This is a genomic window from Achromobacter sp. 2789STDY5608621, from assembly GCF_001299375.1.
Classification (GTDB): Bacteria; Pseudomonadota; Gammaproteobacteria; order Burkholderiales; family Burkholderiaceae_B; genus Achromobacter; species Achromobacter insuavis.
The window spans coordinates 18,843-32,038 of the sequence record NZ_CYTU01000040.1 but is presented as its reverse complement, the minus strand read 5'-3'; the positions used below and the strand labels follow the sequence as shown (position 1 = coordinate 32,038).

At 69.0% G+C, this 13,196-nt stretch carries 14 protein-coding genes and 1 pseudogene; 14 read left to right on the top strand and 1 reads right to left on the bottom strand.

Going from position 1 to position 13,196, the window contains the following annotated elements:
• Positions 1 to 12 precede the first annotated feature (12 nt).
• From groES to AOZ53_RS26185, 3 genes are all read left to right on the top strand, one after another.
• Positions 13 to 300, top strand: a complete 288-nt coding sequence (gene groES, locus AOZ53_RS26195) for a co-chaperone GroES (RefSeq protein WP_006221616.1) — start codon at positions 13 to 15, stop codon at positions 298 to 300.
• 37 nt (positions 301 to 337) lie between these two features.
• Complete coding sequence (gene groL / locus AOZ53_RS26190; protein WP_006391317.1) at positions 338 to 1,978, top strand: chaperonin GroEL; 1,641 nt, start codon at positions 338 to 340, stop codon at positions 1,976 to 1,978.
• Positions 1,979 to 2,112: 134 nt separating this feature from the next.
• Positions 2,113 to 3,114 carry a YihY/virulence factor BrkB family protein gene (locus tag AOZ53_RS26185; protein WP_054476230.1) on the top strand — a complete coding sequence of 334 codons (1,002 nt, stop codon included), beginning with the start codon at positions 2,113 to 2,115 and terminating at the stop codon, positions 3,112 to 3,114.
• Between the two features lie 45 nt (positions 3,115 to 3,159).
• On the opposite strand, the gene AOZ53_RS26180 is transcribed toward AOZ53_RS26185, so the two are convergent.
• Positions 3,160 to 3,645, bottom strand: a complete 486-nt coding sequence (locus AOZ53_RS26180; protein WP_054489993.1) for a MarR family winged helix-turn-helix transcriptional regulator — start codon at positions 3,643 to 3,645, stop codon at positions 3,160 to 3,162.
• A gap of 154 nt (positions 3,646 to 3,799) precedes the next feature.
• On the opposite strand from AOZ53_RS26180, the gene AOZ53_RS26175 reads away from it, so the two are divergent.
• The 11 genes and pseudogenes from AOZ53_RS26175 (at position 3,800) to AOZ53_RS26130 (ending at position 13,181) form a co-directional block, all read left to right on the top strand.
• Complete coding sequence (locus AOZ53_RS26175) at positions 3,800 to 5,257, top strand: 2-hydroxymuconic semialdehyde dehydrogenase (protein WP_054476227.1); 1,458 nt, start codon at positions 3,800 to 3,802, stop codon at positions 5,255 to 5,257.
• Positions 5,258 to 5,283: 26 nt separating this feature from the next.
• Positions 5,284 to 5,715, top strand: a complete 432-nt coding sequence (locus tag AOZ53_RS26170; RefSeq protein ID WP_054429255.1) for a RidA family protein — start codon at positions 5,284 to 5,286, stop codon at positions 5,713 to 5,715.
• A gap of 17 nt (positions 5,716 to 5,732) precedes the next feature.
• Complete coding sequence (locus AOZ53_RS26165; RefSeq protein WP_082385772.1) at positions 5,733 to 6,776, top strand: LysR substrate-binding domain-containing protein; 1,044 nt, start codon at positions 5,733 to 5,735, stop codon at positions 6,774 to 6,776.
• Positions 6,777 to 6,928: 152 nt separating this feature from the next.
• Positions 6,929 to 7,480, top strand: coding sequence for a 3-hydroxyanthranilate 3,4-dioxygenase (locus AOZ53_RS26160; protein WP_054428910.1), 552 nt, complete (start codon positions 6,929 to 6,931; stop codon positions 7,478 to 7,480).
• 28 nt (positions 7,481 to 7,508) lie between these two features.
• Entirely contained in the window at positions 7,509 to 8,510 is a 1,002-nt protein-coding gene (locus AOZ53_RS26155; protein ID WP_054489991.1) for an amidohydrolase family protein, read from the top strand.
• Between the two features lie 50 nt (positions 8,511 to 8,560).
• Positions 8,561 to 9,736, top strand: coding sequence for an ABC transporter substrate-binding protein (locus AOZ53_RS26150; RefSeq protein WP_054428912.1), 1,176 nt, complete (start codon positions 8,561 to 8,563; stop codon positions 9,734 to 9,736).
• Positions 9,737 to 9,771: 35 nt separating this feature from the next.
• A complete protein-coding gene (locus tag AOZ53_RS26145; RefSeq protein ID WP_049076096.1) occupies positions 9,772 to 10,692 on the top strand; it encodes a branched-chain amino acid ABC transporter permease in 921 nt (306 codons plus the stop codon).
• A 19-nt stretch (positions 10,693 to 10,711) separates the two neighbouring features.
• Positions 10,712 to 11,698: a branched-chain amino acid ABC transporter permease gene (locus tag AOZ53_RS26140; protein ID WP_054489989.1), complete on the top strand. Its 987-nt coding sequence runs from the start codon at positions 10,712 to 10,714 to the stop codon at positions 11,696 to 11,698.
• 62 nt (positions 11,699 to 11,760) lie between these two features.
• Positions 11,761 to 12,207: pseudogene (locus AOZ53_RS35280) on the top strand (ABC transporter ATP-binding protein); the annotation flags it as partial.
• 6 nt (positions 12,208 to 12,213) lie between these two features.
• On the top strand, positions 12,214 to 12,474 hold the full coding sequence (locus AOZ53_RS35275; protein WP_369815806.1) for an ABC transporter ATP-binding protein C-terminal domain-containing protein: 261 nt from the start codon (positions 12,214 to 12,216) through the stop codon (positions 12,472 to 12,474).
• Positions 12,471 to 13,181 (top strand): ABC transporter ATP-binding protein, encoded by a 711-nt coding sequence (locus AOZ53_RS26130; protein WP_054428915.1) that lies wholly within the window; start codon positions 12,471 to 12,473, stop codon positions 13,179 to 13,181. Before AOZ53_RS35275 ends, AOZ53_RS26130 begins: the two co-directional genes overlap by 4 nt.
• The last annotated feature ends 15 nt before the right edge of the window (positions 13,182 to 13,196 follow it).

Below are 13,196 nucleotides of genomic sequence, written 5' to 3'. Positions count from 1 at the left end.
CAGGAGTTCCTCATGGCCTTGCGTCCCCTGGGCGATCGCGTGATCGTCAAACGCCTCGAAAACGAGCGTAAGACTGCGTCGGGCATCGTCATCCCCGACAGCGCCGCTGAAAAGCCTGACCAAGGTGAAGTCGTGGCCGTCGGCCCCGGCAAGAAGACCGAAGACGGCAAGATCCTGCCGGTCGACCTGAAGGCTGGCGACAAGGTTCTGTTCGGCAAGTACGCCGGCCAGTCCGTCAAGGTTGACGGCGAAGAACTGCTCGTCATCCGCGAGGACGAAATCCTCGCCGTGGTCCAGTAAACCCTGCCTCAAACGAATTTTCGAAGGAAGCTAACAAATGGCTGCCAAGCAAGTACTGTTCGGTGACGACGCCCGCGTGCGCATCGTCCGTGGCGTGAATGTCCTCGCCAACGCCGTCAAGACCACCCTGGGCCCCAAGGGTCGCAACGTCGTGCTGGAGCGCTCGTTCGGCGCCCCGACCGTGACCAAGGACGGCGTCTCCGTCGCCAAGGAAATCGAACTGAAGGACAAGTTCGAGAACATCGGCGCCCAGCTGGTCAAGGACGTCGCCTCCAAGACCTCCGACAACGCCGGTGACGGCACCACCACCGCCACCGTGCTGGCCCAGGCCATCGTTCAGGAAGGCCTGAAGTACGTTGCCGCCGGTTTCAACCCGATCGACCTGAAGCGCGGCATCGACAAGGCCGTCGCCGCCGCCGTCGCCGAGCTGAAGAAGCAATCCAAGCCGGTCACGACCAGCAAGGAAATCGCCCAGGTTGGCTCGATCTCGGCCAACAGCGACTCCTCGATCGGCCAGATCATCGCTGACGCGATGGACAAGGTCGGCAAGGAAGGCGTCATCACCGTCGAAGACGGCAAGTCGCTGGAAAACGAGCTGGACGTCGTCGAAGGCATGCAATTCGACCGCGGCTACCTGTCGCCCTACTTCATCAACAGCCCGGAAAAGCAAGTCGCCGCGCTGGAAGACCCGTTCGTCCTGATCTTCGACAAGAAGATCAGCAACATCCGTGACCTGCTGCCGGTGCTGGAACAAGTCGCCAAGTCGAGCCGTCCGCTGCTGATCATCGCCGAAGACGTCGAGGGCGAAGCCCTGGCGACCCTGGTGGTCAACAACATCCGTGGCATCCTGAAGACCACCGCCGTCAAGGCGCCTGGCTTCGGCGACCGCCGCAAGGCCATGCTGGAAGACATCGCCATCCTGACGGGCGGCACGGTGATCTCCGAAGAAACCGGCATGTCGCTGGAAAAGGCCGGCCTGGCTGAACTGGGCCAAGCCAAGCGCATCGAAGTGGGCAAGGAAAACACCACGATCATCGACGGCGCTGGCGACAGCAAGTCGATCGAAGCGCGCGTCAAGCAGATCCGCATCCAGATCGAAGAAGCCACGTCCGACTACGACCGTGAAAAGCTGCAAGAACGCGTGGCCAAGCTGGCCGGCGGCGTTGCCGTGATTCGCGTTGGCGCTGCCACCGAAGTCGAAATGAAGGAAAAGAAGGCTCGCGTCGAAGACGCCCTGCACGCCACGCGCGCTGCGGTGGAAGAAGGCGTTGTGGCCGGCGGCGGCGTGGCTCTGCTGCGCGCCAAGCAAGCCATCTCCGACCTGAAGGGCGACACGCCTGACCAGAACGCCGGCATCAAGCTGATCCTGCGTGCCGTCGAAGAACCCCTGCGCACCATCGTCACCAACGCCGGCGAAGAAGCCAGCGTGGTGGTCAACACCGTGCTGCAAGGCAAGGGCAACTACGGCTACAACGCCGCGACCGGCGAGTACACCGACCTGGTCGAGCAAGGCGTGCTGGATCCCACCAAGGTGACCCGCACCGCCCTGCAGAACGCCGCCTCCGTCGCCAGCCTGCTGCTGACCGCCGAAGCCGCCGTTGTGGAACTGGCCGAAGACAAGCCCGCTGCCCCGGCCATGCCCGGCGGCATGGGCGGCATGGGCGGCATGGACTTCTAAGTCCCGCTTCCCCTGCAAGGCCTCCCCGGCTCCGGCCGGGGAACGCAGTACCCCGAAAGACCCCCGGACCTTCGCCCCGGGGGTTTTTCTTTTGTGGGCCCTACAATGAAGGCTCCCTAGCCCGAGCCAGCCCCATGCGCCTTCCCAATAGCCTGCGTGCCCTGCGTCCGTCGGAGATCGGCGGCCTGTTGATGGATTCCGCCAACCAGTGGTCGACCCATCGCGCCTCCAGCAAGGGCGCGGCGCTGGCCTTGTACATGGTGTTCTCGCTGGCGCCGATGCTGATCCTGGTGATCGCGGTGGCCGGCGCTTTCTTCGGCGAGGACGCGGTGCGTTCGGAGCTGTTCGCGTCGCTGCGCGACCTGACCGGCGAGCGCGGCGCCGAGGTGATCCAGACGGTGCTGGCCAGCGCCCATGAATCGGGTGGCGGCTGGATCGCGGCGCTGATCTCGATCTTCGTGCTGATCTTCAGCGCCACCACGGCCTTCGCCGAGCTCAAGGCCAGCCTGGACGACCTGTGGGAGGTGTCCGGCAACCAGAAGGGCGGCATCCAGGGCATGGTGCGCAGTCGCATGCTGTCGTTCGGCCTGGTGCTGGTGCTGGCGCTGTTCCTGCTGATTTCATTGACCGTGAACGCGGGCCTGGGCGCCGCGCGCAAGTACTACGGCGACCTGTGGACGGCGTCGGCCTTCGCCACGGCGGCCGACTGGGCGTCGAGCCTGTTTTCGTTCTCGGTGGTGGTGGCGCTGTTCGCGGTGATCTTCAAGCTGCTGCCGAGCGCGCGGATCTCCTGGCGCGACGTGATTCCCGGCGCCATCGTCACGGCGGCGCTGTTCCTGGTGGGCAAGTGGGGCATCGGCGTGTACCTGAGCCGGGGCGCGGCGGTGTCGGCCTACGGCGCGGCCGGGTCGCTGATCGCGTTGCTGCTGTGGATCTATTACTCGGCGCAGATCTTCTTTTTCGGGGCGGTGTTCACGCGGCAGTTCGCGCTGCGCTTCGGGCGCGCGGCTCAGCCCAAGGCGCCCGCGGCCTCCACGGCGTCGAGTCCGGATTCGGCGTCTGCCGCGCCGACATCCGCGGCGCCGGCCGCGCCGGCATCCGCTCCCCCGGCATCACCGCCGTCGGACAGGCCTTAACCAGGCCGCCTCCTCCGATCCGCCAGGCGCGGGCCTTTCCCGCCCTCACGGCGCCTCGGACGATTCCAGCCCCGCCATCAGGCGCAGGCATTGCAGGAACACGGGCCGCAGTTCCTCCGGGATCGGCGCCAGCACCTGCGCCTCCACCTGCGCATCACGCGGCAGCACCCGCGCCAGCAGCGCCATGCCCTCGTCCGTGATCTCCAGCGCATAGGCGCGGCCGTCCTCGGCCGAGCGCGTGCGCCGCACATAGCCCTTGGCGGTCATGCGGGCGATCATTTCGGCGAAGGAATTGCGGTCCAGCGCGATCAGTTCGGCGATGCGGCTCTGGGTCGCGCCCGGATTCTGGTGGACGGTGATCAGCAGGGCCTTCTGGCGCGGCGTCAGGTCCTCGTCCGGAAAGGCCTGCGCGAACAGCGCCTCGGCCCGGAAGTGGGCGCGGCGCAGCAGGTGCGAAGCCACCTGGGTCAGGTCGAATTCCCGCAGGGCGCGGGGCGAGGCCGGACGGGGGGTCGAACGGGAAGCGGTCATCGGGCGGTCCAGGGAAGGGGCATGGCGATTGTAAGCAGCGCCCTGGGCAAAACCCTGCATTGACTTCGTTTCGGGCGCTGCCTATGATCGCCATAATAGTACGTATACGTACCTTATAGCCAGCGCCCACGAGGCCCTACCCGGAATCCCGATCATGACGATCCGCCAGCTGCGCAACTACATCGACGGCCGCTTCGAAGACGGCGCGTCCACCTTCGACAAACACAGTCCGGTGGATCACGCGCTGATCGCCCAGGCGCACGAAGCCAGCCGCGAGCAGGTCGACCGGGCCGTCGCCGCCGCCCATCGCGCCCTGCCCGCCTGGGCCGCGCTGCCGGTGGTCCAGCGCACCGACCACCTGCTGGCGCTGGCCGACGGCATCAACCGCCGCTTCGATGATTTCCTGCAGGCCGAGATCGGCGACACCGGCAAGCCGGTGTCCTGGGCCGGCCAGATCGACATTCCGCGCGGCGCCGCCAACTTCCGCGCCTTCGCCGAGCTGGCGCGCACGCTGGACATGGAAAGCTACATGACCGACACGCCCGACGGCCGCCAGGCGCTGAACTACGCCTACCGCAAGCCGCTGGGCGTGGTCGGCGTGATCTCGCCGTGGAACCTGCCGCTGCTGCTGCTGACCTGGAAGGTGGCGCCGGCGCTGGCGTTCGGCAACACCGTCATCATGAAGCCGTCGGAGGTCACGCCCTCCACCGCCACGCTGCTGGCCGAGGTCGCGCACGACACGGGTCTTCCGCCCGGCGTGCTGAACCTGACGCATGGCTTCGGGCCGGGCTCGGCGGGCGAGTTCATCACCACGCATCCGGACATCGACGGCATCACCTTCACCGGCGAATCGGCCACCGGCGCGGCCATCATGCGCGCCGTGGCGCCGGGCGTGAAGCCGGTGTCGTTCGAGCTGGGCGGCAAGAACGCGGCGCTGGTGTTCGCCGACGCCGATTTCGAGGCGGCGGTCGACGGCACCGCGCGCTCGGTGTTCGCCAACTGCGGCCAGGTCTGCCTGTGCACCGAACGCGTGTACGTGCAGCGCCCGATCTACGAACGCTTCGTCGCCGCGCTGGCCGAGCGCGCGCGGGCGCTGCGCATCGGCTGGCCCGATGATGCCGACACCGGCATGGGGCCGCTGGTGTCTCGCGAACACCGGGACAAGGTGCTGTCGTATTTCGCCCTGGCGCGCGAGGAAGGCGCGACGGTCGTCACCGGCGGCGGCGTGCCGGTGTTCGGCGATGCGCGCGACGCCGGCGCCTACGTGCAGCCGACCATCTGGACCGGCCTGCCCGAGAGCGCGCGCTGCATCAAGGAAGAAGTGTTCGGCCCGGTCTGCCACGTGGCGCCGTTCGACACCGAGGAAGAGGCCATCCGCCTGGCCAACGACACCCGCTACGGCCTGGCCGCCGCCGTCTGGACACGGGACCTGACCCGCGGCCACCGCGTCGCGCAGGCCATGAAGGTGGGGCTGGCCTGGGTCAACTGCTGGTTCCTGCGCGACCTGCGCACGCCGTTCGGCGGCAGCGGCCTGTCCGGCATCGGCCGCGAAGGCGGCCGCCATTCGCTGCATTTCTACACCGAACCCACCAACGTCTGCATCAAGCTGTGAGCCACAGCGCCTTCAAGGACACCGCCATGACCCAATCCTCCACCCGCGCCACCGTCGTCGCCGGCAAGGCCACGCCGCGCGGCAAGTATCCCCACATCAAGCGCGCCGGCGACTTCCTGTTCGTCTCCGGCACCAGCTCGCGCCTGCCCGACAACCGCATCGCCGGCGCCGAGGTCGACGCCATGGGCACCACCACGCTCGACATCCGGGCGCAGACGCGCGCGGTGATCGAGAACATCCGCGACATCCTGGCCAGCGCCGGCGCGGACCTGGCGGACGTGGTCGAGATCAGTACTTTCCTGGTCAACATGAACGACTTCGGTGGCTACAATCAGGTCTACGGCGAGTTCTTCGACGCCGATGGGCCGGCACGCACCACCGTGGCGGTGCATCAGTTGCCGCACCCGCAATTGCTGATTGAGATCAAGGCGGTCGCCTACAAGCCGCTGGCGCGCTGACCGGCACCCGCGCGGCCATGGCGCCCGACCGCCTCCCGGCTTTTCCCTCGGAACAGGATCGCCGCCCCGGCCGCCGCGCCGGGACGGCCGCGCGCATGTCGAACTTCCGCATCACGCCCAACGCGCTCAGCCACAAACTGAAGCTGCACCAGCTGCAGATCTTCGAGCGCGTGCTGGCGCGCCGCTCGCTGTCGCGCGCCGCCAGCGAAATGCACCTGACCCAGCCCACCGTCACCAAGGCCATCCACGACCTGGAAGCGTTCTTCGGCGCGACGCTGTTCGAGCGCTCCAACCGCGGCGTCACGCCGACCGAACTGGCGCTGGTGCTGGGCCGCCGCGTGCACGCCATGATGGCCGAGATCCGCTACATGGCCGACGACATCGACGCGGTGCTGGGCGGCGCCAGCGGCCACGTGGTGGTGGGCACGCTGATCGCGGCCTCGGCCAAGCTGCTGCCCGAGGCCATCGCGCGGCTGATGACCGAGCACCCCGGCATCCAGGTCACGGTGCGCGAGGGGCCGTCGGCGCAGTTGCTGCCGGCGCTGGCCACCGGCGACGTCGACATCGTGGTGGGCCGCCTGCCGGGCGCCGACATGGCGTCGATCTCGGGCGTCGCCGTCGACCACCACAAGCTCTACCGCGAGGACCTGTGCCTGGTGGCCGGCGCGTGCCATCCGCTGGCGGGCGCCGCGCGCGTGACGCTGGCCGAGCTGGCCGACCACATCTGGATCCTGCCCGCGCCCACCTCGCCGCTGCGCGCCTCGATCGAGCGCAGCTTCTTCGATGCCGGCGTGCGGCTGCCCACGCGCCACGTCGAATCGCTGTCGCTGCTGACCAATATCGGCATCCTGATGCACAGCGACGCGCTGGCCCTGATGCCCTACGACGCCGCGGCCCAGTTCCTGGCCATGGGCGTGCTGACGCGCCTGCCCACCGACGCCTTCGGCGCGTTCGGCGACGTCGGCTATTCGATCCGCGCCGACCGGCCGTTGACGCCGGCCTGCCTGCGGCTGGTCGACTACCTGAAACAGATCGCGGCGCAGCGCCCCGCCAGCGCCTGAGCGCCGACCACGGCATCCGGGATATCCCGTTCAGGGAAACCCCGCGATAGATACCCCGCATATCCAACCGCGCAATTTCTATTGTGCCGCGGCCCCTTCCCCCGCCTAGACTTGCCTTCAGCGAAGTCCGCAAGCGCCTCCCGGAGACCGTCATGCCCGCCTATGGCCCGCCCCTGAATTTCCAGCGTTGGATCCAGGACCATGCCCACCTGCTGCAACCGCCGGTGGGCAACCAGCAGATCTGGCAGGACGCCGATTTCATCGTCACCGTGGTCGGCGGCCCCAACCTGCGCACCGACTATCACGACGATCCGCTGGAAGAGTTCTTCTACCAGGTGCGCGGCAACGCCTGGCTGTCGCTGTGGATCGACGGCAAGCCCGAACGGGTCGACCTGAAGGAAGGCGACATCTTCCTGTTGCCGCCGCATGTGCGCCATTCGCCGCAACGCCCCGAGACCGGCAGCGCCTGTCTGGTGATCGAGCGCCAGCGTCCGCAGGGACTGCTGGACGGCTTCGAATGGTATTGCCCGCATTGCGGCCACCTGGTGCACCGCGTCGAGGTGCAGTTGAAGAGCATCGTCACCGACCTGCCGCCGCTGTTCCAGGCCTTCTACGCCAGCGAGGAAAAGCGCACCTGCCCCGGCTGCGGCGCGATCCACCCCGGCAAGGCGCAGGCCCCCGCCGCGCAGCCGTCGCCCGCCTGACGCCCCCAACCTGTCATCCGCCCTCTTTATGACCCTGAAAATCGATATGCACGCGCACTTCTTCCCGCCCATCACGCGGCAGGAAGCGGCGGCGCTGGACCCGGCCGGCGCGCCCTGGCTGCGGCGCGACGGCGACGGCTCGACCGGCCAGATCATGGCCGGCGACCGCCCCTTCCGCCCGGTCGACGCCACGTTGTGGGACCCGGCCCTGCGCGTGGCACAGATGGACCGCCACGGCGTCGACCTGCAGATCCTGTGCGCCACGCCGGTGATGTTCGGCTACACCTATCCCGCGCAGGCCGCGGCCGACTGGGCCGCGCGCATGAACGACCTGGCGCTGGAACACTGCGCCTTCGCGCCCGGCCGCCTCAAGGCGCTGGCGCAGGTGCCGCTGCAGGACCTGGAGCTGGCCTGCCGCGAGGCCTCGCGCGCCCGCGCCGCCGGCCACCTGGGCGTGCAGATCGGCAACCACGTCGGCCCGCGCGACCTGGACGACGACACACTGGTGCAGTTCCTGGTGCACTGCGCCAACGACGGCATCCCGGTGCTGGTGCACCCCTGGGACATGATGACCGACGGCCGCATGAAGCGCTGGATGCTGCCGTGGCTGGTCGCCATGCCCGCCGAAACCCAGCTGGGCATCCTGTCGCTGATCCTGTCCGGCGCGTTCGAGCGCATTCCGCGCAGCCTGAAGCTGTGCTTCGCCCACGGCGGCGGCAGCTTCGCCTTCCTGCTGGGGCGCGTGGACAACGCCTGGCGCCACCGCGACATCGTGCGCCAGGACTGTCCGCAGCCGCCCTCGTCGTACACCGACCGCTTCTACGTCGACAGCGCCGTGTTCGATCCGCGCTCGCTGCGGCTGTTGATCGACGTGATGGGCGAGGACCGCGTGCTGCTCGGTTCCGACTATCCGTATCCGCTGGGCGAGCAGGAGGTCGGCCGGCTGGTGTCGAATTCCGACCTGCTGCCCGCGGTGCAGCACAAGATCCTGTCGGCCAACACACAGACGTTCTTCGGGCTGGACCGCTGAGCCGCCCGCCAACCATGACCGTGAGACACGGCAACGCAAGGGGATTCACCATGAAACGCATCCATCTGCTGGCCGCCGCCGCGGCCGTCGCCCTGGCGCCCGGCGCCGCCGCCTGGGCCGATGTGAAGATCGGCCTGTTAACCACCCTGACCGGGCCCGGCTCGGTGCTGGGGCAGGACCAGCTCGACGGCTTCATGTTGGCCGTCGAACAGGGCGGCGGCAAGCTCGGCGGCGTGCCGGTGCAGGTCATCAAGGAAGACGACCAGTTCAAGCCCGAGGTCGGCGTGCAGGCCGCGCGCAAGCTGGTGCAGAGCGACAAGGTGCCGATCATCACCGGCGTGGTGTATTCCAACGTGATGCTGGCGGTGGCGCGGCCGGTCACCGGCGCCGGCGTGTTCCTGGTGGGCTCGAACGCCGGCCCCACCAACCTGGCCGGCAAGGACTGTTCGCCGTTCTTCTTCTCGACCTCGTGGAACAACACCCAGCGCCACGAAGGCAGCGGCGAGATGGCCAACCAGATGGGCTTCAAGAAGGTCTACCTGCTGGCGCCCAACTACCAGGCCGGCAAGGACGCCATGGCCGGCTTCAAGCGCTTCTTCAAGGGCGAGGTGGTCAACGAGGTCTTCACCCAGGTCAACCAGCCCGACTACTCGGTCGAGCTGGCGGCGCTGGCCGATGCCAAGCCCGATGCCGCCTATGTGTTCTTTCCCGGCGGCATGGGCGTGAACTTCATCAAGCAGTACCGCCAGGCCGGCCTGTTCGACAAGATCCCGCTGCTGTCGGTCGACACCATCGACGGCGCCACCCTGCCCGCGCTGCAGAAGGACGCGCTCGGCGCGGTCACCAACGTGCCGTACTCGCCCGACCTGGACAACGCCGCCAACAAGGACTTCGCCGCCGCCTTCCGCCAGAAGTACGGCCGCGAGCCGTCCAGCTACGCGGCCCAGTCGTGGGACGCGGCGCAGCTGATCGGCTCGGCGCTCAAGCGCACCGGCGGCAAGACCGACGACAAGGAAGCCTTGCGCAAGGCGCTGGAGGCGGCCGATTTCCAGTCGGTGCGCGGCGAATTCCGCTACCAGCCGAACCACTTCCCGGCGGCCGGCTTCTTCCGCGCCGACGTGGCGGCGGGCGCGGACGGCAAGGTCGGCTTCGTCAACAAGGGCCCGATCTTCGCCGACCTGTCCAAGGTCTCGGATCAGTACGCCGCCCAGTGCGCCATGAAATGACGCCGGCCTGCCGGGCAAGAACGAGGTAAGGCGCCATGTCCGCGACATTGCTGCTGGTGCAGGCCCTGAACGGCCTGCAGCTGGGTATCCTGCTTTTCCTGCTGGCCGCCGGCCTGACGCTGGTGTTCGGCATCATGAACTTCATCAACCTGGCGCACGGCTCGCTGTACATGATGGGCGCCTTCATCGCGGCCACCGTGTTCCGCCACAGCGGCTCGTTCCTGCTGGCCGCGGCCGCCGTGGTGGCGGGCATGGCGCTGCTGGGCCTGCTGCTGGACCGCATCGCGCTGGCGCGGCTGTATCCGCGCGAGCACCTGGACCAGGTGCTCGCCACCTTCGGTTTCATCCTGTTCTTCAACGAGCTGACCCGCATCATCTGGGGCCCGGCGCCCATCAGCATGGGCCTGCCATCGTGGCTGTCGGGCACCATCGATCTGCTCGGCGTCACCTACCCGCTGTACCGCTTTCTCATCATCGTGGCCGGGCTGGCGGTGGCGGCGGGCTGCTACGCGCTGATCCACCGCACGCGGCTGGGCATGCTGATCCGCGCCGGCTCCACCGACCGCATGATGGTGGGCGCGCTGGGCGTGAACATCGCGCGCCTGAACACGTTGCTGTTCGTGCTGGGCGCGGTGCTGGCCGGCGTGGCCGGCCTGATGGCCGGGCCGATCCTGTCGGCGCAGACCGGCATGGGCGAACCGATCCTGATCCTGACGCTGGTGGTGATCGTCATCGGTGGCATCGGCTCGGTGCGCGGCGCCTTCCTGGCGGCGCTGATGGTGGGGCTGGTCGACACGCTCGGCCGCGCGCTGCTGCCGGCCTTGCTGCGCGCCGCGCTGCCGCCGGCCGCCGCCAACGCGGCCGGCCCGGCGATCGCCTCGATGCTGATCTACATCGTCATGGCGCTGGTGCTGGCGCTGCGGCCGCAGGGCCTGTTTCCCGTGCGGCACGGATAGCGCCCAAGGAGGCCCCGACATGCTTCGACTCTCTCCCCGCACGCTCGCCGCCGGCGCGCTGTTGCTGCTCCTGGCGCTGGTGCCGCTGTATGCGCAATGGCAGGGCGAACCGTTCCTGCTGGCGCTGTTCGGCCGCGTGCTGGTGTACGGCATCGCCGCGCTGGCGCTGAACCTGCTGCTGGGCTACGGCGGCATGGTCAGCTTCGGCCACGCGCTGTACCTGGGCCTGGGCGCCTATGCCGTCGGCGTGCTGAACCACTACGGCATCGAGAACGGCTGGCTGCACCTGCTGGCCGCGCTGGGCGCCTGCGCCGTGGTCGGCCTGGTGAGCGGCTACGTGGTGATGCGCACGTCCGGCATCGCCTTCATCATGATCACGCTGGCGTTCGCGCAGATGTTCTATTTCCTGGCCACGGGGCTGGAGGGCTTCGGCGGCGATGACGGCATGTCGCTGTTCGCCGGCAGCGACTTCGGCCTGTTCCGGCTCGATACGCCGCTGGCGCTGTACTACACCGCGTTCGGCGTGCTGCTGCTGGCGCTGGCCGCGCTGCACCGGCTGGTGCACGCGCCGTTCGGCATGGTCCTGCGCGGCTGCCAGGCCAACGAGCGGCGCATGCGCGCGCTGGGCTTCGCGACGCTGCGCTATCGCCTGGCGGCCTATGTGCTGTCGGCCATGGTGTGCGGCGTGGCCGGCGTGCTGCTGGCCAACCTGACGCTGTATGTGTCGCCCTCGTACCTGGCCTGGACCACCTCCGGCGAGCTGATCGTGATGGTGGCGCTGGGCGGACTGGGCACGGTGGTCGGCCCGGTTGCCGGGGCGCTGGCCTTCCTGTTGCTGGAGGAAGGCCTGAAGCTGCTGACCGACCATTGGATGCTGGTGATGGGCCTGCTGATCGTGGGCGTGGTGCTGGTGTCGCGCCGCGGCCTCTATGGCGGCCTGTCGGACAGGCCGCTCTGCCTGCGTACCGCCCGCGCCCTGCCCCATCCCACCGGAGAACCGCGATGAGCGCGCTGCGCGTCGAACACCTGGTCAAGCGCTACGGCGGCCTGACCGTCACCGACGACCTGTCGCTGGACATCCGGCCGGGTGAACTGCATGCCGTGATCGGCCCCAACGGCGCCGGCAAGACCACGCTGATCGGCCAGTTGAGCGGCGAGCTGCGGCCCGACGGCGGCCGCGTGCTGCTCGATGGCGAGGACGTGACGCGCCTGCCGGTCGAACGGCGCGTGCGCCGCGGGCTGGCGCGCTCGTACCAGATCACCTCGGTGTTCAAGCCGTTCACCGCGCTGGAGAACGTGGCCATGGCGGTGCAGGCGCGGCGCGGCCACGGCTTCCGCTTCTGGCGGCCGCTGCTGGCCACGCCGGCGCTGCGCGAGCCGGCGCGGGAGGCGCTGGCGCTGGCAGGGCTCGACGCGCGCGCCGACACCCCCGCCGCCGCGCTGGCGCATGGCGAACTGCGGCAGCTGGAGCTGGCCATGGTGCTGGCCTGCCGGCCGACCCTGCTGCTGCTGGACGAACCCATGGCGGGCATGAGCCAGCACGAATCCGAGGCCATGACGCGGCTGCTGCAACAGCTGCGCGGGCAATACACCATCCTGCTGGTGGAGCACGACATGCAGGCGGTGTTCGCGCTCTCCGACCGCATCACGGTGCTGGTGTACGGCCGCGCGCTGGCCTGCGGCGACGCCGACCAGATCCGCAACGACCCGCAGGTGCGCGAGTGCTATCTGGGCAGCGAACGCGGCCACGCCGGCCGCCGCGCGCAGGGAGCGCCGGCATGAGCGCGCTGCTGTCGCTGCGCGGCGTGACCGCGCACTACGGGGCCAGCCAGGCGCTGTTCGGCATCGACCTGGATATCGGCCCGGGCGAGTTCGTGACGCTGCTGGGCCGCAACGGCATGGGCAAGTCGACCACGGTCAAGGCCATCATGGGCCTGAACCGCGCCAGCCGCGGCGCCATCACGTTCGACGGCGGCGACATCGCCGCCCTGCCGGCCTACAAGGTGGCGCAGTGCGGCATTGGCCTGGTGCCCGAGGGCCGGCACGTGTTCCCCAACCTGTCGGTGCGCGAGAACCTGGTGGCCACCGCGCACAACCGCCAGGGGCTGGCGCAGCCCTGGACCCTGGAACGCGTCTACGCGCTGTTCCCGCGCCTGGCCGAGCGCGCGCGCCACCTGGGGAGCCACCTGTCGGGCGGCGAGCAGCAGATGCTGGCCATCGGCCGCGCGCTGCTCACCAACCCGCGCCTGCTGATCCTGGACGAAGCCACGGAAGGCCTGGCGCCGGTGGTGCGCGAAGAGATCTGGCAGGCGCTGGAAAGCCTCAAGCGCACCGGGCTGGCGGTGCTGTGCATCGACAAGAACCTGGAGCCGCTGCTGGCCACCGCCGACCGCCACGCCATCATCGAGAAAGGCCGGGTGGCCTGGAGCGGCACCTCGCAGGCCTTCATCGACGACGAGCCGCGCCTGCTGCACTACCTGGGCGTGTAGCGCGGCGGCCGCCGG

Bases quoted from the DNA above. Each gene is read 5' to 3' on its own strand.
- groES (WP_006221616.1), top strand. From the start codon at position 13: ATGGCCTTGCGTCCCCTGGGCGATCGCGTGATCGTCAAACGCCTCGAA.
- groL (WP_006391317.1), top strand. From the start codon at position 338: ATGGCTGCCAAGCAAGTACTGTTCGGTGACGACGCCCGCGTGCGCATC.
- AOZ53_RS26185 (WP_054476230.1), top strand. From the start codon at position 2,113: ATGCGCCTTCCCAATAGCCTGCGTGCCCTGCGTCCGTCGGAGATCGGC.
- AOZ53_RS26180 (WP_054489993.1), bottom strand. From the start codon at position 3,645: ATGACCGCTTCCCGTTCGACCCCCCGTCCGGCCTCGCCCCGCGCCCTG.
- AOZ53_RS26175 (WP_054476227.1), top strand. From the start codon at position 3,800: ATGACGATCCGCCAGCTGCGCAACTACATCGACGGCCGCTTCGAAGAC.
- AOZ53_RS26170 (WP_054429255.1), top strand. From the start codon at position 5,284: ATGACCCAATCCTCCACCCGCGCCACCGTCGTCGCCGGCAAGGCCACG.
- AOZ53_RS26165 (WP_082385772.1), top strand. From the start codon at position 5,733: ATGGCGCCCGACCGCCTCCCGGCTTTTCCCTCGGAACAGGATCGCCGC.
- AOZ53_RS26160 (WP_054428910.1), top strand. From the start codon at position 6,929: ATGCCCGCCTATGGCCCGCCCCTGAATTTCCAGCGTTGGATCCAGGAC.
- AOZ53_RS26155 (WP_054489991.1), top strand. From the start codon at position 7,509: ATGACCCTGAAAATCGATATGCACGCGCACTTCTTCCCGCCCATCACG.
- AOZ53_RS26150 (WP_054428912.1), top strand. From the start codon at position 8,561: ATGAAACGCATCCATCTGCTGGCCGCCGCCGCGGCCGTCGCCCTGGCG.
- AOZ53_RS26145 (WP_049076096.1), top strand. From the start codon at position 9,772: ATGTCCGCGACATTGCTGCTGGTGCAGGCCCTGAACGGCCTGCAGCTG.
- AOZ53_RS26140 (WP_054489989.1), top strand. From the start codon at position 10,712: ATGCTTCGACTCTCTCCCCGCACGCTCGCCGCCGGCGCGCTGTTGCTG.
- AOZ53_RS35275 (WP_369815806.1), top strand. From the start codon at position 12,214: ATGGCGGGCATGAGCCAGCACGAATCCGAGGCCATGACGCGGCTGCTG.
- AOZ53_RS26130 (WP_054428915.1), top strand. From the start codon at position 12,471: ATGAGCGCGCTGCTGTCGCTGCGCGGCGTGACCGCGCACTACGGGGCC.